Genomic DNA, 19869 nt, shown 5'->3' on the forward strand with positions numbered 1-19869 from the left:
TGTTTTTAAGACGAATACCCATTTACTGTATCGTTTTTAAAAACTCGATGGCCTTTTCGACATTCAAATGAAAATCATTGAATACTACATTGTTTTTTTGATCGATAAAAATAAACCATGGTGTTCCCCCCGTTCTATAGTGGTACATAACCTTAGACCGATTATCCGAACTATCATCGCCAAAATCGTGACCAAAAAGAATATTTAAATTATATTTTTTTTGCGTTTCTACCATTTTATCATGAGTATTGGCCTCGTAACCTTCGAACACGGTTTGTATGGCTAAAAAGACAACGGCTGGGTTGTGTGTTAAAGCCTTGGTCAATTTCTGCAGCGCAGGGAAACCTCGGCTGTGACAACCAGGGCACCAACTTTGAAAGCAATAGACGACTTTAAACTTTCCATCAAAATCGGAAAGTTTTACAGGTGGAATCGTATGTCCGATATCATCAATCCACCGAGTCACTTAAAATTCAGGGGCTTTATAGCCACTGATGCCGTAAGTGGTCGTATTGCTCATAAGTGTCTTAGCTTAATTTTTTGAAAGAGTCAATCGAGACTGCGGTCTGTTAATAATTATCGCCCACTCGTTGTATTCATATTGAGCCTTTTATCAAATAGCACTGCTAAAATAAGCTTCACAAGGCGGCAGTGCTATTAGGCAGAAACTCCTTTTAATTTATCAGCATGCATCTTTCGTAATTTTGCTAATTTTGGCGTAATTACAGCACTGCAATAGCCTTGAGTGGTATTGTTTCTGTAATAATCCTGGTGATAAGCTTCGGCTTCGTAAAATGTTTCCAATGGACTTATCTCCGTAACTATTGGGTTTTCGTAATAAGGCGCGACCTCCTTAGCCACAAGAGCCGCAATTTCTTTTTGATTCTCATCATGGTAATAGATTACCGATCGGTATTGTGTGCCGGCATCCGCACCTTGTCGATTTAAGGTAGTAGGGTCATGACTGGTCATAAAGATGACAAGTAAATCATGGTATGATATAACTTCTGGGTCAAAGGTCACCTGTACCACTTCTGCATGGCCTGTTAGACCTGAGCATACTTCTCTATAGGTCGGTTTCCCCGGAGCGGAACCTCCTGTATAGCCTGATACTATTTTTTCAACACCCTTGACTTCTTGAAAAACGGCTTCGATACACCAAAAGCAACCACCGCCGAGTGTGGCTATTTCCAATTTTTTATTTTTCATTCGTTGTTCTTTCTTTTTGTAACTGCATTGAAGCAGAGTTAATACAATAACGCAACCCACTAGGCTCTGGTCCGTCAGGAAATACATGGCCTAAGTGTGCATCGCAAGTGTTACACATAACTTCGACCCTTACCATGCCAAAGGCCGTGTCTTTTTCATACTTTATGGCATTTTCCGTAATAGGCTGTGTAAAACTGGGCCATCCAGTACCCGATTCGAATTTAATGGTTGAATCGAATAAAGGGGTGTCACAACACACACAATTATACTTGCCTGCTTCATGAATGCTGCACAATGCACCTGTATGCGGAGCTTCGGTTCCCTTTTTACGAGTGACCCTGAACTGTTCGGGAGTTAATAGCGCCCGCCATTCAGCTTCGGGTTTTTCTAATCTTCGATCTGGTATGGGGTTTCCTTTAACCGTAAAATTGATGATGTTATTCCAAGTAAGCATTTTTTGTTTCCTTTCTATTTAAGTGACTTGTTTTTTTATTGAAATTTCCCAAATTAATCCTACGGGAAATACGCCTTGACTAAGTCGAATTTTTTCTTTCGACCTTACAAATTGCAGCTGCTTCAATACCACTAATTTAAGTTAAATTTGACGCATGGTAAGAGCAAAATCAATAAAAGGAAATAAAGCGATATTCACAGTATTGTTGCTTATCTGTGTGATAGGGTTTTGGCTTTTTGAAAATTTCTATACCCCTGCCACCTATTCTGTGGCGGCTGAGGGAGACTTTAAATCGGAAATGTCATTAACGATGTTGCCAAGCTCTACCACGGGCGACATCGTGGCGCATAACCATTATATCTTGTCATATAATGAACCTTATGAACAGGCAGAATGGGTAGCATATGAACTTAAGAAAGAACATTTGACCAATGACGACCGCAAACGCCCGTATTTTATTGAAGACCCCAAGGTGAAGACGAAATCTGCGGATTGGAGAAACTATCGTGGATCTGGTTACGATAGGGGACATCTATGTCCGGCTGGTGATCGGCGATTTTCGGAGCAAGCCTATAACGAAACATTTTATACAAGTAATATAAGTCCGCAAGACCGAGATTTCAATGCGGGTGTTTGGAACCGTTTAGAAATGCAAGTACGTCAGTGGGCCAAAAGATATGGAAGTATATTCGTGGTGACCGGTGGGGTATTGGAAGATGGACTTAAAGAAATCGGTGAAGAGGATGTAGATGTGCCTAACTATTATTATAAAATAGTAGCCAAGGGCGAAAAATCACATTTAGAAGTAATAGCTTTTTTAATTCCTGGTCGGCCTAGTTCAAAACCTCTTGAACAATTTGCCGTGCCCATAGACCAAATCGAAAAATTGACTGGTATCGATTTTTTCGAGAAACTTCCTATAGAGATAACTGCTGAATTAGAACAAAACGTGAATATGGAAGGGTGGCGTTTTTAGTAACCTTTATCCTTAATGGGTCTTGGATTTAACATCATAAAATAAATATGCAATTTTTGATTGCTGGATGCTAGACTCCTTCCTTTAACCTATTGGCATCCAATTTTAAAAATATAAAAATCAGTATGGTGAAGAAAATCATACCTGAGCCCCCATAGCTAAATAAAGGCAACGGAATTCCAATGGTGGGTAGTAATCCGATAACCATACCTATATTTATGAAGTAATGAATCAATAGAATTGAAATTACACCATAACCGTACATACGGGCAAAATCTGTCTTTTGCCGCTCGGCCAAGTAGACCAGTCGCAATAACATGAGCGTGAAAAGTAGAATTACACTGGTGGTGCCGATGAAGCCCCATTCTTCACCTACAGTAGTAAAAATATAATCTGAATGTTGTTCCGGAACGAAATCACCTTTGGTACGAGTTCCCTCTAAAAACCCTTTGCCAAAAAGCCCCCCCGACTCTATGGCCTTTTCAGATTGATAGGTATTGTAGCCTATAGTTTTGCGTATTTGTTCAAGTTTTTTGGGATCTTTTTCCAACCTTAGCCATAGGCTGAATCGGTCTCTATGGCGTTGCTCGAACACGTTGTTGAAAACGAAATTGACCGATAGGGAAAATAATATTGTGACGACCAAAGCAGAGGCCAATGGCATAATTGGCACCCTAAACCTTTTTTTCTTAAATAGGAAGAATAGGACGACCATTAAGGCCAATGCGATAATGACCCATATGGTACCGAACATTAAAGTTGTTACAAATACCAGTATGGCAATAAATACAATGCCTAAATAATAGAGAGGTAGACCCTCTCTAAAAATGACAAACGCCAATGAAAAGAAAACTAAAGCACTGCCGGGATCGGGTTGTGGAATTATCAATAAGGCGGGTATTAATAAAATCAAGAAGGCGTACAATTGATCTTTGTGACGCTTAATGTCGGTTTGTATGTCGCTTAAATATTTTGCAAGTGCCAAAGCTGTGGCAACCTTTGCCAATTCGGTTGGTTGCAGGTTAAAGAAGCCCAAGTTGTACCAAGAGGTAGCACCTGCCACGGTCTTGCCAAAAACGAATAGGCCTAAGAGCAATATCATGGCAATAACATAAAAAACACTGGCAAAACGTTCATAAAAACTGGCCTCTAAAGCCAATACTATGATAATTGCCAATAAACTGACACCAATAAAAAATAACTGTTTGCCGTGTAACGTGCCAAAATTAAAAATCGAAGGTTCGGCTTCTGTAAATGTGCTTGAATAAATATTGACCCATCCAATCGTTATCAGAAGCAAATAGAAGAGTACGGTAAGCCAATCGATCCGTCGTAAGATACTTTTACCAGACATACTCGTTAATCTTAAACTCTTTTCCGCTGTAAGGCTTGGCATATTCATGCTCTAAAGTCCGATCTAACATCTTTTTTTCGAGATCTTTTCGAGTAATAAATCCTTTTATATATTTTTCAATCATCAAGGAAGCAATGTGTCCGGCATATCGAGAGCCATAGTAGCCATTCTCTATATAGACGGCGATGGCAATTTTCGGATTGTCAACTGGGGCAAAAGCAACGAAAACTGAGTTGTCGGTCAATTGAGTTTTGACCCCATCTATTTTGGTGAAATTTTCAACAGTACCTGTTTTTCCTGCAATCGTTATATCTGGTATTTGCACCCATCTAGCGGTTCCTTTAGTGTAAACATCGGCCATGCCTTGAACTACAGGGTCAAAGTGCTTTTTATCAATAGTAGTATGTTGAGGTTCTGTAAATTTCGGATCTGTTATATCTTCACCTTCAATTTTCTTTAAGATGTGCGGAATATAGAAGTGCCCCCGATTGGCTATGGCAGCAGTCATATTAGCCAGTTGAAGTGGAGTCACGGCGATTTCACCCTGTCCTATGGCATTTGAATAAATATAAGACCATGACCATCGGTTGTCGCCATACCATTTGTCATATAACTCTTTGTTGGGCACTCTTCCGGGTCGGCCCGTGTAAATATCAGAACCTAAATATCCGCCAAGACCAAAACTTCGAATGTGTTTTTCCCAAGCATCCATACTTTCGTCCGAAGTGGGATACTTACTAAATATTTTTTGGAATACCCCGGCAAAATAGGCATTGCATGAATGGTAAATGCCGCTATTTAAATCCCTAAGACCTCCACCGCAGTGACAACCTCTTTTTTTTCTGCCAATGTAAAAACCATTATAGCATCGGATTGATGTTTCAGGAGTAATTACACCTTCCTGCAAAGCGACTAGGGCATTCAATGTTTTGAAAGGGGATCCAGGCTCTTTTTCAAATGAAATGGAGCGATCGAATAAAGGTTTAGCGATAGTATCGTAATGGAGAGCACTATAATTTTTAGAACGTTCCCGACCGACTAATAAAGCAGGATTATATGTGGGACCAGATATCATGGAGAGTATTTCACCCGAAGAAGGCTCTATGGCGACGATACCTCCGTGTTTTCCATTCATCAATCGTTCACCGTATTCCTGTAAATCTTTGTCTATGGTAATACTTATTTCCTTGCCTTGTTCGGGCAAAGTGTCCATGATTTTGTCTTTGTACGGGCCAATGTCCCTGTTAAATCGGTCTTTTTGAATATACTGTACGCCTTTTCTGCCTCGGAGAATATCTTCATATTGTTTTTCCACACCGGATCGACCTGTTAATTCGCCCTGAATGTAAAAAGGGTTTTTGGCCAAATCACGTTCGTTTACCTCACTGATATAGCCTAAAACATTTGCAGCACTAAAGGTGTCATAATCGCGCAAAGAGCGTTTTTGAATATAGAAGCCCTGATAGTGGCGCATTTTTTCCTGTAGTTTGGCGTAATCTTCTTTGGAAAGTTGAGGTACCAAAACCGAGGGCAATCGGGTGGAATAAATACGAGCCTTTTTTAAGCTTTTAATGAACTTTTCCTTTTCAATGCCCAGCAGTCCGCAAAATTCTAGCGTGTCTAAGGCTCTTACTTCTCTCGGAATAACCATTACATCGTAGGCCGGTTGGTTTGCGACCAATAATTTGCCATTTCTGTCATAGATATAGCCACGTTCAGGATAGTCGTAAATCCGTGTTATGGCGGGGTCTTCCAGCACTTCATTAGGGGAAAAACTGAATATCTGTAGGTATGATAACCTGCTGATAAACGTAATTCCTATAATAATAATAATCGAAGAAAGTAGAATTCTTTTCATTCTTTGCTAGCACTGAATAATGAACCAAACAGCAAACATAGTACCAATGTTGCTAAACCTATAGAAACCGTCTTTTTCAAAACTAATAGAAAGTTTTCCAAACTAAAAACTTCTAGGGTGAAGAAAACAAGATGATGTACTATTATTAGTAACGCTAAAAACGTGATTTGTTGTGCTTTAGTGGTATTACTTAGCTTAAAACTTTGGAATTCGAAGTTGACTCCAAAAACAAATCGCATTATTGTCGGGCGCAAATAAGCAATTGTTACCGTAGATGCTGCGTTCAATGCCATTGTGTCAGAAAAGAAATCAATGGAAAGTCCGAGAAGAAAACTTAATGCTATAAAAGCTGATCGGTTTTCCTTGATAGGATACCAGTATATGAAAAGAATGTAAACCATCGGGTTGATAAACCCAAAGAAATTAAGCCTATTGAAGACCAGTACCTGCACTAATACAAGCAATGTAAAGCGAATGACATTCAAAAAGTAGTAATTACTAATCATTGTTTAAGGTCTTGGCTTCCAGTTGCTCTATTTCAGATTTATACACATTGTTAACTATGTAAACATTTTTAATATTTGTCATATCATTGAAAAGATCGACATCAATACTGTAAAAACTCTTGGCCGTATCGAGATTGAATTTTTTTATGGTGCCTATGGGTATATTTTCAGGGAAAATACTACTCATGGCCCCGGTAACAATGGTATCGCCAACGTTTAATTGTACGAATCTTGGAATATCGACCAATTGTACCACATTATACGTCTTGGTATCCCATATCAGTGATCCAAAATGATTACTATTTTTAATTTTGGCATTGATATTTGATTTTTCATTTAAGATACTCTGAACTGTTGCGAAATTTTCAGAAGTGTTCTCAACTATGCCCAGAATACCTTCTGAAGTAATAACCCCCATATCTTGCTTGATACTGTCATTTTTTCCCTTGTTTATGGTGATATAGTTTCGCTGATCGGTAAAACTGTTTTTGATGACCCTGGCAGCGACTACAGTGTAGTTGATGGTGGAGTCAAGAGCAATAGAATCGGTTGTTTCCCTATTGAAAAGTAAAGTTTTTAACCGTTTGTTTTCGTTAACTAATTTTTTATTTTCTTCGCTAAGTCCAAAATAGGAAGAAATTCCATGTGAAGTCTCGTAGATATTTCCCGTAACCCAATTGGAAGAATTAAAAAACCGTGATTGATGGTACGAATGGGATTGTATGGTGAATGCCAAGGCTATTGTCAGTAAAAGGAAATAGAGTAAAAAACTCTTATACCGTAATACAAAATTTATAATCTGTTGCATTCACTAAATTGTTTTTGTGCGAGCTGTGAAAGCATCTTCATTCGTGGAACGATGACATACCTGAATTATTGAAATTTTCTCGACTCTACTATGAAGTCTACTTGATAAGAATACTCTTGTATCGTTCAAGATTTTTCAAGGCAATACCAGTGCCTCGAACGACTGCGCGCAATGGGTCTTCCGCGATATAAACAGGTAAATCTGTTTTTTGTGACAATCTTCGATCAAGTCCGCGAAGCATGGATCCTCCTCCCGCAAGGTAAATACCGGTATTATAAATATCGGCAGCCAGTTCTGGAGGTGTTTGAGATAGCGTTTCCATAACGGCGTCCTCCACTCTTAAAATCGATTTGTCCAACGCTTTAGCAATTTCCCTGTACGAAATTTGAACTTGTTTTGGTTTTCCAGTTAGTAAGTCTCTACCCTGTACCGATTTTTCATCAGGGGGTGTCTGCAAATCTTCTGTTGCTGAACCTATCTCGATTTTAATGCTCTCAGCAGTAGCTTCGCCTACATATAAATTATGCTGGGTACGCATATAATAAATAATATCATTGGTGAAAACATCACCGGCAATTTTGACAGATTTATCACAAACGATACCCCCTAGGGCAATGACTGCAATTTCTGTTGTACCACCACCTATATCAACAATCATGTTTCCCTTGGGTTGCATAATATCCAATCCGATACCGATGGCTGCGGCCATGGGTTCGTGAATAAGATAAACTTCTTTACCATTGACACGCTCAGCCGATTCTTTTACTGCCCGCATCTCTACTTCCGTAATTCCTGAAGGAATGCAGATAACCATGCGTAAAGCAGGTGGAAACCATTTTTTCTTTAGTGCTGGAATGTTTTTGATGAACATGCTGATCATCTTTTCAGAAGCATCGAAATCAGCGATTACACCATCTTTCAAAGGACGAATCGTTTTAATATTCTCGTGGGTCTTACCTTGCATCATATTGGCCTCTTTGCCAACAGCGATTATTTTGCCGGAAATTCTATCTCTGGCAACAATAGATGGACTATCGACCACGACTTTGTCCATGTGAATGATCAGGGTGTTCGCCGTACCTAAATCGATGGCAATTTCCTCTGTCAAGAAATCAAAAAATCCCATTTTTTATCGTTTGGTTATGTTAGTAGCTTGATAGGGGTGTATTTTCATCAACAAAAGTAGTAAAATTAATGCTTAAAATGACGCGTGCCTGTCATTACCATGGCTACACCATTTTCATTGCAATAATCAACACTTAATTGATCTTTAATAGACCCACCGGGTTGTATAACGCTGGTAATACCACTTTTATTGGCTATCTCAACACAATCTGGGAAAGGAAAGAAAGCATCACTTGCCATAACCGCGCCATTTAAGTCAAACTTAAAGGATGTAGCCTTGTGAATCGCCTGATTCAGAGCGTCTACGCGAGAGGTTTGCCCGGTACCGCTAGCACATAATTGCTTGTTTTTTGCCAAGACAATGGTGTTGCTTTTTGTATGTTTACACAACTTCGAAGCAAAAATAAGGTCTTCAATTTCTCTTTTTGAGGGTTGCTTTTTTGTTACGTATTGCAAATCGGCCAAAGCATCAGTCTTTGAATCTTTTTCTTGAACCAATACGCCATTCAGGCATGACCTGAGATTAGTGTTAGGTAGTTCGATTTCATTCTGTATAAGTATGATGCGGTTTTTCTTACCTTTTAATACTTGCAAAGCTTCTTCTGAATAACTTGGCGCGATGACTACCTCGCAAAACAAGTTGTGAATCTCATCGGCAGTAGCTTTGTCAATTTCAACATTACTGATAAGCACGCCTCCAAATGCTGAAACAGGGTCTCCTGCCAAGGCATCGACATAGGCTGAATGAATTGTATTTCTTGTTGCCAATCCACAAGCGTTGTTGTGTTTTAGTATGGCAAAAGTGGGATCGTCGTTCTTGAATTCATTCATCAAGTTTACTGCTGCGTCGACATCGAGTAAATTATTATAGGAGAGTTCTTTGCCATGTAATTTGCTAAATATGGCGTCAAAATCACCAAAAAAGAAACCTTTTTGATGAGGGTTTTCACCATAGCGCAATACCTGCCCATTAGTTTCACTAATCTTAAGAACGGTCTCTTGATTGTCTTTATTAAAATAATTGAAAATTGCAGTATCGTAATGCGAGGAAACATTGAATGCTTTTGCAGCAAAGCGTTTACGGTCTTCTAAAACAGTATTTCCATTATTGGAAGAAATTACATCTAGAAAATCACTATAATCTTCCATTGAACTGACACAAAGAACATCTTTAAAGTTCTTTGCCGCAGCGCGAATCAATGAAATACCTCCGATATCTATTTTTTCAATAATATCTTGTTCCGATGCACCACTGGCAACGGTTTTTTCAAAAGGATATAAATCAACAATAACGATATCCAATTGTGGAATTTGATACTCTTCCAATTGGGCAACATCACCTTCATTGTCCTGGCGATTCAAAATGCCTCCAAAAACTTTGGGGTGAAGGGTTTTTACTCTTCCTCCTAAAATCGAGGGATAACTGGTAACTTCCTCAACGGGAACGACGTCAATGCCCAAATCCTTAATAAATGTTTCAGTACCTCCTGTAGAATAGATGGTAATGCCGAGTTCTGCGAATTTTTTTACGATGGGTTCCAATCCATCTTTATGAAATACGGAAATTAGGGCCGATGTGGCTTTTTTGGTACTGCTCATTTTTTTTGTGTTTGGAATTGTGGGATGAATCCTCGATTTTGATTGCCGATTTCGAGAATACTTTATTGTTTAATTTTCAAAAATTCGAATGGTTTGCTGGTTATTCGGAACCGATTATAATAGCACGGGGCGTATAACAGCGCAAAAGTACTTTTTTTACAGGGAAAAGTACGGTCGCGTTATCAACAAAATCGTTAAAGTTTTGAACCGTCTCCACTATATTTAGGGGCTGCGTTGGCTCTTTGGTAAAAACGGCTTTATTACTGCTTAGGGGTAATTATTCGAGGTAGCCATCAATTATCTTGGCCACATTTTGGTTTACAAACTCTAAAAACCGTTCATCTTGTTCGGAAAATGGGTCTGTTGTATTTGAGTCAATGTCGATTTGACCTACATTTTCACCATTTAAGAATAAAGGCACAACAATTTCGGATTTAACGGTCAGGCTGCAGGCGATGTAATTATCTTGGGCACTAACATCGGGCACTACGAAATTCTGGTTGCTGACGGCTACTTGTCCGCAGATGCCCTTGCCAAATGGAATAATCGTATGATCTGTGGGCGCTCCGGAATAGGGGCCAAGTTTCAATTCTTCTTTATTGCCGTTCTTAAAATAGAATCCGACCCAATCATAATGGGATACCGTGGTCTTCAATAATTCACATACGGCTTGAAGCCGATTTTCTATGGAGGAGTCAGAGGTGCTTAAAATCGCACTGACTTTCAATTCCAATTCGCTGAACATAATTTTGATTTTTTGCAAAAGTAGTGCTTTGTAGAAACTTGTGATGTTTCGTATTCGAATCAAAAATGAAACTTATGTAACCATTAGAAAAAGGATACCTAAATACTTTGAATGCAAAAATGACCTACCCGATAACAATACCAGATAGGCCATTCTTCAACTTTTTTAAAATGCCGACGCTTTAGTCAGCCATCTTAACGTTTTTATTTGACACTTTTGATCTGCTTCCCATCAAAAATTTTCACTGTGGTCGCTGCAATCATAAATGGCAACCCTATTATTTTTTCGAAGAAAGTATTTCTAAAGAGCCAATCTTTTTTAAGGTCTAAATTTGTTGGACATGACAGACAATTTGGGCCAAGCGGATTCAAATCGGGCTTTATCTGGTATATTTTGGGACATTCAATAGGGCGTCCATTTTCATCTGCACAACGGGTTTGCCCCATCATGGTGTTTGCGCTGAAAGCCAAAAAGGCTAAAACTAAAACTGCTGTTCTCATAATACTAAAATTTAAAGATTAATAAATGTTTTATTTGCTCTTTTATGCTTTTCGAGTAACAAGGTTAACAGCTGTTAGGGGATATTTTAAATTTTAACATAGTCTACAAACCACTTCAATTCAAAAACAACAGATAAATGGTAGTGCTATTCAATTTTTCATCGAAGAATGGTTTAATTCTTTGAACACGGAATTATTTGTATTTTTGCACTGATGAAAGAAAAACTACATCGCTATTTTTCTTGCCTAATGGCGGTCGTGCTGCTATTTTCTACAATTTCTTGGAAAGTAGAGAAGCACTATTGTATGGGGCACTTAGTGGATATTGCTTTTTTTGTCGATGCGCAAGGTTGTGGAATGAACCCGTCTTCGGAATACGAAACGGAAGTGACCCAAGAAAAAAACTCTTGCTGTGCCCATGAGGTAATTGCTGTGGAAGGTCAGAATGACCTCAAACCTGCTTTTAACGATTTAGACCTAGAACACGGCCTGTTCTTCGCTGATTATGCACCTTCTTATGTTGGCCTGTTCGAGCCATTGCAGGCTAAGTATATTTCATATTCAGCATATATACCGCCCAAAATTGTCAAGAATATCCATTTACTTGATGCTATCTTCTTGATTTGATTTCTTTTTAGTTTTTTCTATCATTTTTTCGAGGTGCATTCGGATTGCATAAATTCGATGTATTTCAATAATTCTGAGCTTGCTAAAAATTATCAAATGACAACCACTTTCCGTATAAAAAATATGGTTTGCGATCGATGTAAAATGATTGTTTCCCAATCATTTGAAGAAATCGGCGCTTCACCTATCGATGTTGAATTAGGCGCGGTTAGCGTGGCATCCGATTTTCCATTGGATTTTGAACAAGTGCGTCATATTTTGGAAAGCAGGGGTTTTGAATTGATTTTAGATAAAAACGAAATTCTAATAGAAGCAGTAAAATCGAATCTTATTGATTTTGTCAATCCTGAAAAGTTAAGAAAGGAAGAGAATGTTTCCGCTTTTTTAGTAGAAAAACTAAATCGTGAGTATTCCTTGCTAAGTAAACTTTTTAGCAAAACAGAAGGTGTATCCATAGAAAAATATGTTATCAATTTAAAAACGGAAAGAACTAAAGAGTTGATTCAAATGAACAATTTGAGCTTTTCCGAGATAGCATATACTTTGGGCTATAAAAGTAGCAGCCATCTCGCTCGGCAGTTTAAAGCGGTAACGGGGTTGTCAATGTCTGAATACAAGAATTCACAAAATTGGGCGCGCAAACCCTTAGACCAAATTGTATAAGTCTTAACCATAACTAGTCAAGTGTGCGCTGAATTTCCGTGGTAACTTTGTGTCATACTTAAAGAATATACGAATGAATCATACATATCATATTCACGGAATGACTTGCAATGGGTGTAGAGCCCATGTAGAGCAGGTATTGGCCAACGTTAAGGGGGTGACCAATGTTTCGGTAGATTTAGAAAAGGCCGAAGCCATTTTAGAAATGGATAAAGAAATTCCCTTAGAAACGTTGCAAAATGTAATGAAAGAAGATGGTGGACATTATTCCATTCATAAACCAGGTTCCCATCATCGTAACGAGGTCACTAAACCGACAAAACAGGAGAATGGCAACGGTACTTTTTATTGCCCTATGCATTGTGAAGGCGACAAAACGTATACCGAGCCGGGCGATTGCCCAGTGTGCGGTATGGATTTGGTCGAACAGGTTAGTGCCTCCAATAGCGTAACCCAAGAATATACCTGTCCTATGCATCCCGAAGTTGTTCGTGATGAGCTGGGTGATTGCCCTATATGTGGCATGGAATTAGTGCCAAAGCAGGCAGATATCTCTGCGGAAGAAAAAAGTTACGGCAAGCTTCTGAACAAGTTCAAAATAGCGGTCGCTTTTACGTTGCCCATTTTTATCATCGCCATGTCAGAGATGGTACCTAATAATCCGCTTTATAAACTATTGAGCTTAAAGTCTTGGAATTGGATTCAGTTTGCACTTTCGATTCCTGTAGTTTTTTATGCTACTTGGATGTTCTTTGAACGTGCCTACCGTTCTGTAAAAACATGGAATCTCAACATGTTTACCTTAATTGGTATTGGTGCAGGTGTAGCATGGTTGTTCAGTGTGTTTGCTATTTTGGTACCGGACTTCTTTCCGCCCCAATTTAAAACAGAACAAGGCACAGTTCATGTATATTTTGAGGCCGCTACGGTTATTTTGACCTTGGTGCTTTTTGGCCAGTTGTTGGAAGCTCGCGCACACAGTAAGACCAATTCTGCAGTAAAAGAGTTGTTGAAATTGGCTCCCAATAGCGCAATCCGAATTGTTGATGGAAAAGATGAAACCATTGCGATCGACCAAATTTCAAAAGGTGATTTGTTACGGGTAAAACCTGGAGATAAAATTCCCGTTGATGGTGTTGTCGACGATGGTGAAAGTACGGTTGATGAATCTATGATTACGGGAGAACCCGTACCTGTTCAAAAAGTAGAAGGAGATAAGGTGAGTTCGGGTACCATAAATGGCAAACGTTCCTTTGTGATGAAGGCCGAAAAAGTAGGTGCAGATACCTTGCTTTCCCAAATTATCGAAATGGTGAACAAAGCGAGTCGTAGTCAGGCTCCTATTCAAAAATTGGCTGATAAAATTTCAAGTTATTTTGTGCCCGCAGTAGTCTTTATTTCGGTGGTCACCTTTGTAGTTTGGGTCATTTTCGGGCCTGAACCTGCCTATGTCTATGCGTTGGTCAATGCGATTGCCGTATTAATAATTGCCTGTCCGTGTGCTTTAGGTCTGGCAACACCGATGTCGGTGATGGTCGGTGTGGGGAAAGGGGCACAATCAGGTGTGTTGATCAAGAATGCCGAGGCTTTGGAGCGTATGGACAAAATTGATACCCTAGTTGTCGATAAAACTGGAACCATAACAGAAGGAAAACCATCGGTGGAAAAAGTTGTCAGTGTTACCAATTTCGATTCGAAAAAGGTGTTACAGTACATCGTTTCTTTAAACCAATATAGTGAACACCCATTGGCTGATGCAACTGTAAAATATGGAAAAGCCCAGAATGTAGAACTTTTGAAAGTTGCCGATTTTGATTCCGTAACGGGAAAAGGGGTTACCGGAAAAATATATGGTGCGTCCATCGCTTTGGGTAATGAAAAGATGATGGTCGAAGCAAAAGTTGCTATTACAGATAATTTAAAATCAGACGTAGTCGTACATCAAAAACAAGGAAAAACGGTGTCATACTTGGCTATCGATGGAAAGGCTGTCGGTTTTGTTGCTATTGGTGATAAGATTAAGGAAACGAGTAAAAAGGCTATTGAGGAATTACAAAAATCAGGTATTGCGGTGGTCATGCTGACAGGGGATAATTACGATACGGCAAAGGCCGTAGCAGATCAACTCAATTTGGCTGACTTTAAAGCAGAAATGCTTCCACAAGATAAACTAGCAGAGGTCGAACGTCTACAGGCCGAGGGCAGAAAAGTTGCGGTCGCTGGTGATGGTATCAATGATGCACCTGCATTGGCAAAAAGTGATGTGGGCATTGCCATGGGTACGGGTACCGATGTTGCTATCGAAAGTGCTTCGATTACCTTGGTCAAAGGCGATTTGCATGGTATTGTGAAGGCCTGCAAGCTGAGCAATGCGGTGATGAAAAACATCAAGCAGAATTTATTTTTTGCATTGATTTACAATACTGTTGGTATTCCTATTGCGGCGGGAGTTTTGTTTCCATTTTTCGGATTGTTGCTTTCGCCTATGATTGCCGCATTGGCCATGAGTTTTAGTTCTGTTTCTGTAATCGCCAACGCTTTGCGTCTACGAGCGGCAAAAATTAATTGATAAAGTTTGAGCAAAAAAAATAAATGAATAAATATAAAGTAGTACTTATTTTAACAGTAGTGCCTTGGCTCATTTTCTCTCAGGAAAAAGTGGAAGGGATAATCGTAGAGGCCGGAAATTCTAATACCGCGGGGCTATCAGGTGCCAATGTCTATTGGCAAGATTCGCAAATGGGAGTAGTTACCGATATAGAGGGAAGATTCTCTATTCCCTATAAAAAAGAATACGATAGATTAATAATTAGTTATGTAGGTTTTGAGTCGGATACTTTAACTATAAAAGAGCCTAAAACTATTCGTCATAGTTTAAAAGCATCCAATGAATTGGATGAAGTAGTCGTGCGACAAGAGCGTGACGCCATTCAGAAAGCCTATTTCAGTCCGCAAAATGTGGTTACGGTTAATAGTGCGGAATTGTTGAAAGCGGCCTGCTGTAATCTAGCGGAAAGCTTTGAAACCAATCCGGCAATCGATGTAAATTTTTCCGATGCGTTAACGGGAACGAAACAAATTCAGATGTTGGGGTTGACGAGTCCGTATTTGTTGATTACACAAGAGAATATTCCTATGGTTCGCGGTGCTTCTCAGGCGTACGGATTAACATTTACTCCCGGTACTTGGGTAGAGAGTATTCAAATTACAAAGGGCGCAGGTAGCGTAGTGAATGGCTATGAGAGTATCTCGGGCCAAATAAATACCGAGTTGGTAAAACCGCTTACCGATACAGCCATTTTTGTGAATGGGTACGGAAATGAGAACGGCCGGTACGAGTTGAATACTCATTTAAATAAAAAACTGACCGATAAATGGAGTACGGGCTTGTATGTCCACGGAAATAAGCGAACCCAAAAAGAAGACGACAATAGAGACGGATTCTTAGATGCGCCAATTGCTGATCAAATCAATGTAATGAACCGTTGGCAGTACCAAGATGCTGAAAAGGGTTGGGTAAGTTTTTTTAATGTTCGATTCTTGAATGATGAAAAGCAAGTTGGGCAGGTTAATTTCAATCCTGATACCGACAGAGTCGATAGAAATCGAGGTGCATTGAGCGGAGCCGGAGTGTGGGGAGGTGAAATTGATACGCGGCGATTTGATACGTCACTAAAATTGGGATACGTTTTTCCTGAGCTTCCTTTTCAAAGTATTGGTTTTCAAACAGCGTACAGTTTGCATAAGCAAGATTCGTATTTCGGATTAAGAAGCTATGACATAAACCACGAAAGTATCTATACGAACCTGCTTTTTAATTCTATTATTGGCGATACTAGAAACAAGTTCAAAACCGGACTTACTTTTGCTTACGATGGGTACAATGAGCTAGTAAACACGACAGATTATTCAAGGGAGGATAAATCCGCAGGGGCATTTTTTGAGTACAGTTTTGAAAATCTAGAAAAGGTAAGTTTAACTGCTGGTCTTCGAGTTGATAGTCATAACCGACTGGGAACTTTTATAACCCCTAGATTTCACATACGCTATACGCCTTGGGAAAAAGGTAGCTTACGTGGTTCTTTTGGTAGGGGAAAGCGTGCCGCGAATATTTTTGCCGAGAATCAGCAGCTGTTTGCATCATCAAGAGAAATTAAAATTCTGAATTCAGAAGGAGACGTTTATGGTTTGGAGCCAGAAGATGCTTGGAATTACGGAGTTAGCTTTCTGCAGGGGTTTAATTTTTTGGGTCGAAAGGGAAATATTGTTTTTGATTATTACATTACCGATTTTAGAAATCAGGTTGTGGTAGATTGGGAAAACCCACAGGAAGTATCCTTTTATAATTTAGACGGGGAGAGTAAGGGCAGTAGTTTTCAGGTAGAGGTAAATTATGAGCTTTTGCCTCGGTTAGATTTTCGCACAGCCTATAAATATTATGATGTTGCTACAGATTATAAAAGTGGTTCTTTACAGAAACCCTTACAGGCGCAGCACCGGTTTTTTGCTAACTTTGGGTATAAAACCAAAGCAAGGGAAAACGGCTCCCAGTGGAAGTTTGATTACACCTTGCACAGTTTGGGTAAGAAAAGGTTGCCCGATACGTCTTCTAATCCAGTTGCGCATCAATTGGCGGCGTATTCATCACCGTATAACCATATGAATGCACAGATAACAAAAGTGTTCTCAAATGCGTTTGAACTGTATATGGGAGGAGAAAACCTCTCTGATGTACAACAAAGCAATCCTGTTTTGGGAGGTGATAACCCTTTTGGTCCTAATTTTGATACAACAATAGTATATGCGCCCATAATGGGCCGAATGTTTTACGCAGGATTTAGATTTAAAATTTAACGAATAAATACCAATAAAATGAAAACGACGATTTTATCAATAGCCATGACCTTTTTTGCCCTTGTAACTTTTGCTCAAGAGAAGAATAAAAAAATGACCTTTGATGTCAACGGTAAGTGTGCCATGTGTAAAGAACGTATAGAAAAAGCTGCTTTGGGTGTTAAAGGAGTTAAATATGCGCTATGGGATATTCCAACGCATCAATTAGCCGTTATTATGGACGAGCGTAAAACGGATGCTATGAAAATTAAAACGGCCATAGTCGCCGTTGGTCATGATACCAAAGAGTTGAAAGCTACTAAGGAGGCCTATGAGAGTGTACACCCATGTTGTAGGTATCGTGAAGATAATACAGATGATGGTGCCGATCATTGATTTGGCAGCTATTCATTAATAATTGGCAAATAAAAGCGTGTTTACTTGCGGACTTGTAAGGAAATCCCCTTTTTTATTACTAAATCCGTACAACTTCTAAATGAGAACTGGTGCGGATTTTGTTGTTTATGCTGCTTTTATGCTACGGTGAACCTTTATGGTCACAAACCTGTTGCTCGGGCGGGGTGCCGTTATCCAATAATTTGGGACTACCCAACGAGGGCAAAGGGTCGTTACATATTGGGTTAAATTATGACTATAATAATCTGAACACCCTAAATGCTGGTGTCGAGAAGCTAGACGATGATTCACGATTAAGAGTTACAAATTCTATTTTATTGAATTTGGGCTATGCTATTTCCGATAGGGTTTCTTTTGAAAGTCTTTTTACATGGGTCAACCAGAAACGCATTATCTCTCAATTCGGGAATGAAAATTTAACTACTACAAAAGGAATTGGCGATGCAGTATTTTTAATAAAATATGCCATTCCCGATATTTTGGGAACAAATTCCGTCTTGAATGTAGGCCTGGGAACAAAAGTGCCATTGGGTAAATCTGATTTGACTACTGCTGAAGGTTTTCAACTAATCGCAGATTTGCAACCTGGAAGTGGTGCTTGGGACGTTTTAGGGTGGTCGTCAGTTTCAAAGGGACTTTCTGTTAGACCTTCGGCGACTATTTCAGCAAGTCTTACGTATCGATTGACCGGTAAGAATACTTCTTATTTAAGCGATTCATCCAGTTATGAATTTGGTAACGTATTCCAAGCCAATGTGGGTTATACGGATCAATTTCTATTGTTCAATACCATTTTTAGTCCTGGACTGATATTCAAATATCGAAAAGCATCTTTCGATAAGATAGATGGTTCGAGATTGCCCAATACAGGCGGTGAATGGATTTTCATACGACCAGAACTTTCAGCACTGCTGACACCGAGTATCACGATTAGCTCAAGATTGGAACTCCCTCTTTATAGCTATGTCGATGGCACACAATTGACACCTACCCTTCGTTTCACTGCGGGTATTTCCTTTGTATTAAAAAAGAAAAAATTGAATATTTTAAATTAAACGCTATGATAAGGAATACATTAGTTTTTTTGGTCTACGCCCTATCGCTATTTTCCTGTAGCTCGTCAAGTACACAGGAAACCCAAAATACATCGGGAACACGGCCATCGAATTCTAACCCTGACCCAAATGAAACAGAAAACACCTATACGGATTGGCTTATACCGGTAAGTGACGTGTTGGATGGAGGCCCCGGTAGGGACGGCATACCTGCTTTGGAAAATCCGGATATGGTAAAAGCGGAAAATGCTTCACTTTTGTCAGATACCGATCTGGTTCTAGGATATAAGAACGGGAACGATATTAGAGCATATCAACATATTGTGCTGGACTGGCATGAAATCGTAAATGATAATATTGGGGATGCATCATTGGCAATCACCTATTGCCCGCTGACGGGAACGGGCATTGGTTGGAACAGATTCATAGATGGAAGCGATACCACTTTTGGAGTTTCGGGACTGTTGTACCAAACGAATTTGATTCCCTTTGATAGGGCGACGAAAAGTAATTGGTCACAAATCTTGGGGGAATCTGTAAATGGCAGTTTGGCCGGTAAAGACATAGATTTGATTACACTTGTTGAAACGGATTGGAAGACATGGAAAGCAATGTTTCCGAATACGATTGTCATAAGTTTGAATACAGGTTTTTCAAGAACTTATGGTACCTATCCGTATTCCGATTACAAAACCAATACTAATTTATTTTTCTTTCCAACGCCTAAAGATACCAGATTGACTTTGAAGGATAGGGTTCATGCCATAGTCATTGGCGGTTTTGCCAAGGTGTACCAATTTTCTGATTTTCAAACGGCTCATGTTATCAAAGATACTTTCAGGGCAAGGAATTATCTGGTCGTAGGTAATGCCAATTTTATAGCTTCATTTGAGTTGGATGCTTCACAGGATAGTATGGAATTCGAATATGTTTTTGATGGCACCTCAGAAGTCGTATTGCAAGATAATCAAGGTAGGCAGTACAATATTTTTGGGGAAGCCGTTTCAGGATCCGAACACTTAAAACCTTCCGAATCGTTCATGGGATATTGGTTTTCTATACCCGCCTTTTATAACACGGTAATTTATGGCGACTAAAGTTTGGTGTTTACCTGAATCGCAAATCTCGCTAAAAAATAAA

Annotated in this window: 18 protein-coding genes; 8 read left to right on the forward strand and 10 right to left on the reverse strand. The window is 39.4% G+C overall.

Going from position 1 to position 19869, the window contains the following annotated elements:
- Window positions 1-22 precede the first annotated feature (22 nt).
- The 3 genes from BLS33_RS07685 to msrB all read right to left on the reverse strand — a co-directional run bounded on the left by BLS33_RS07685 (window position 23) and on the right by msrB (window position 1663).
- Window positions 23-466, reverse strand: a complete 444-nt coding sequence (locus tag BLS33_RS07685) for a peroxiredoxin family protein (RefSeq protein ID WP_245731322.1) — start codon at window positions 464-466, stop codon at window positions 23-25.
- A 191-nt stretch (window positions 467-657) separates the two neighbouring features.
- On the reverse strand, window positions 658-1209 hold the full coding sequence (msrA, locus tag BLS33_RS07690; RefSeq protein WP_089886966.1) for a peptide-methionine (S)-S-oxide reductase MsrA: 552 nt from the start codon (window positions 1207-1209) through the stop codon (window positions 658-660).
- Entirely contained in the window at window positions 1199-1663 is a 465-nt protein-coding gene (gene msrB / locus BLS33_RS07695; RefSeq protein WP_089886968.1) for a peptide-methionine (R)-S-oxide reductase MsrB, read from the reverse strand. The genes msrA and msrB overlap by 11 nt, the downstream gene beginning before the upstream one ends.
- A gap of 154 nt (window positions 1664-1817) precedes the next feature.
- Here msrB and BLS33_RS07700 point away from each other — a divergent pair, with 154 nt between their 5' ends.
- Entirely contained in the window at window positions 1818-2639 is an 822-nt protein-coding gene (locus BLS33_RS07700; protein ID WP_089886970.1) for a DNA/RNA non-specific endonuclease, read from the forward strand.
- A 70-nt stretch (window positions 2640-2709) separates the two neighbouring features.
- On the opposite strand, the gene rodA is transcribed toward BLS33_RS07700, so the two are convergent.
- From rodA to BLS33_RS07740, 7 genes are all read right to left on the reverse strand, one after another.
- Window positions 2710-3993, reverse strand: a complete 1284-nt coding sequence (rodA, locus tag BLS33_RS07705) for a rod shape-determining protein RodA (protein ID WP_089886972.1) — start codon at window positions 3991-3993, stop codon at window positions 2710-2712.
- Window positions 3983-5851, reverse strand: coding sequence for a peptidoglycan D,D-transpeptidase FtsI family protein (locus BLS33_RS07710; RefSeq protein ID WP_089886974.1), 1869 nt, complete (start codon window positions 5849-5851; stop codon window positions 3983-3985). Before BLS33_RS07710 ends, rodA begins: the two co-directional genes overlap by 11 nt.
- A gap of 498 nt (window positions 5852-6349) precedes the next feature.
- Complete coding sequence (gene mreC, locus BLS33_RS07720; RefSeq protein ID WP_089886979.1) at window positions 6350-7165, reverse strand: rod shape-determining protein MreC; 816 nt, start codon at window positions 7163-7165, stop codon at window positions 6350-6352.
- A 97-nt stretch (window positions 7166-7262) separates the two neighbouring features.
- Window positions 7263-8291, reverse strand: coding sequence for a rod shape-determining protein (locus BLS33_RS07725; RefSeq protein ID WP_089886981.1), 1029 nt, complete (start codon window positions 8289-8291; stop codon window positions 7263-7265).
- Between the two features lie 65 nt (window positions 8292-8356).
- Window positions 8357-9889, reverse strand: a complete 1533-nt coding sequence (purH, locus tag BLS33_RS07730; RefSeq protein ID WP_089886984.1) for a bifunctional phosphoribosylaminoimidazolecarboxamide formyltransferase/IMP cyclohydrolase — start codon at window positions 9887-9889, stop codon at window positions 8357-8359.
- Window positions 9890-10166: 277 nt separating this feature from the next.
- On the reverse strand, window positions 10167-10634 hold the full coding sequence (locus tag BLS33_RS07735; RefSeq protein WP_089887171.1) for a GAF domain-containing protein: 468 nt from the start codon (window positions 10632-10634) through the stop codon (window positions 10167-10169).
- Between the two features lie 203 nt (window positions 10635-10837).
- The gene (locus BLS33_RS07740; RefSeq protein ID WP_089886987.1) at window positions 10838-11134 is read right to left on the reverse strand and encodes a hypothetical protein; all 297 of its coding nucleotides are present in this window, start codon (window positions 11132-11134) and stop codon (window positions 10838-10840) included.
- A 213-nt stretch (window positions 11135-11347) separates the two neighbouring features.
- On the opposite strand from BLS33_RS07740, the gene BLS33_RS07745 reads away from it, so the two are divergent.
- The 7 genes from BLS33_RS07745 to BLS33_RS07775 all read left to right on the forward strand — a co-directional run bounded on the left by BLS33_RS07745 (window position 11348) and on the right by BLS33_RS07775 (window position 19826).
- Complete coding sequence (locus BLS33_RS07745) at window positions 11348-11761, forward strand: HYC_CC_PP family protein (protein WP_089886990.1); 414 nt, start codon at window positions 11348-11350, stop codon at window positions 11759-11761.
- A 96-nt stretch (window positions 11762-11857) separates the two neighbouring features.
- Entirely contained in the window at window positions 11858-12424 is a 567-nt protein-coding gene (locus BLS33_RS07750) for an AraC family transcriptional regulator (protein ID WP_089887174.1), read from the forward strand.
- A gap of 73 nt (window positions 12425-12497) precedes the next feature.
- Window positions 12498-14993: a heavy metal translocating P-type ATPase gene (locus tag BLS33_RS07755; protein WP_089886993.1), complete on the forward strand. Its 2496-nt coding sequence runs from the start codon at window positions 12498-12500 to the stop codon at window positions 14991-14993.
- Window positions 14994-15016: 23 nt separating this feature from the next.
- Window positions 15017-17278: a TonB-dependent receptor plug domain-containing protein gene (locus BLS33_RS07760; protein ID WP_089886996.1), complete on the forward strand. Its 2262-nt coding sequence runs from the start codon at window positions 15017-15019 to the stop codon at window positions 17276-17278.
- A gap of 18 nt (window positions 17279-17296) precedes the next feature.
- Window positions 17297-17653 (forward strand): heavy-metal-associated domain-containing protein, encoded by a 357-nt coding sequence (locus BLS33_RS07765; RefSeq protein ID WP_089886998.1) that lies wholly within the window; start codon window positions 17297-17299, stop codon window positions 17651-17653.
- Between the two features lie 110 nt (window positions 17654-17763).
- Window positions 17764-18729 carry a transporter gene (locus BLS33_RS07770; RefSeq protein ID WP_143017585.1) on the forward strand — a complete coding sequence of 322 codons (966 nt, stop codon included), beginning with the start codon at window positions 17764-17766 and terminating at the stop codon, window positions 18727-18729.
- Between the two features lie 5 nt (window positions 18730-18734).
- A complete protein-coding gene (locus tag BLS33_RS07775; protein ID WP_089887002.1) occupies window positions 18735-19826 on the forward strand; it encodes a DUF3179 domain-containing protein in 1092 nt (363 codons plus the stop codon).
- The last annotated feature ends 43 nt before the right edge of the window (window positions 19827-19869 follow it).

This window comes from Kriegella aquimaris, assembly GCF_900103215.1.
Classification (GTDB): Bacteria; Bacteroidota; Bacteroidia; order Flavobacteriales; family Flavobacteriaceae; genus Kriegella; species Kriegella aquimaris.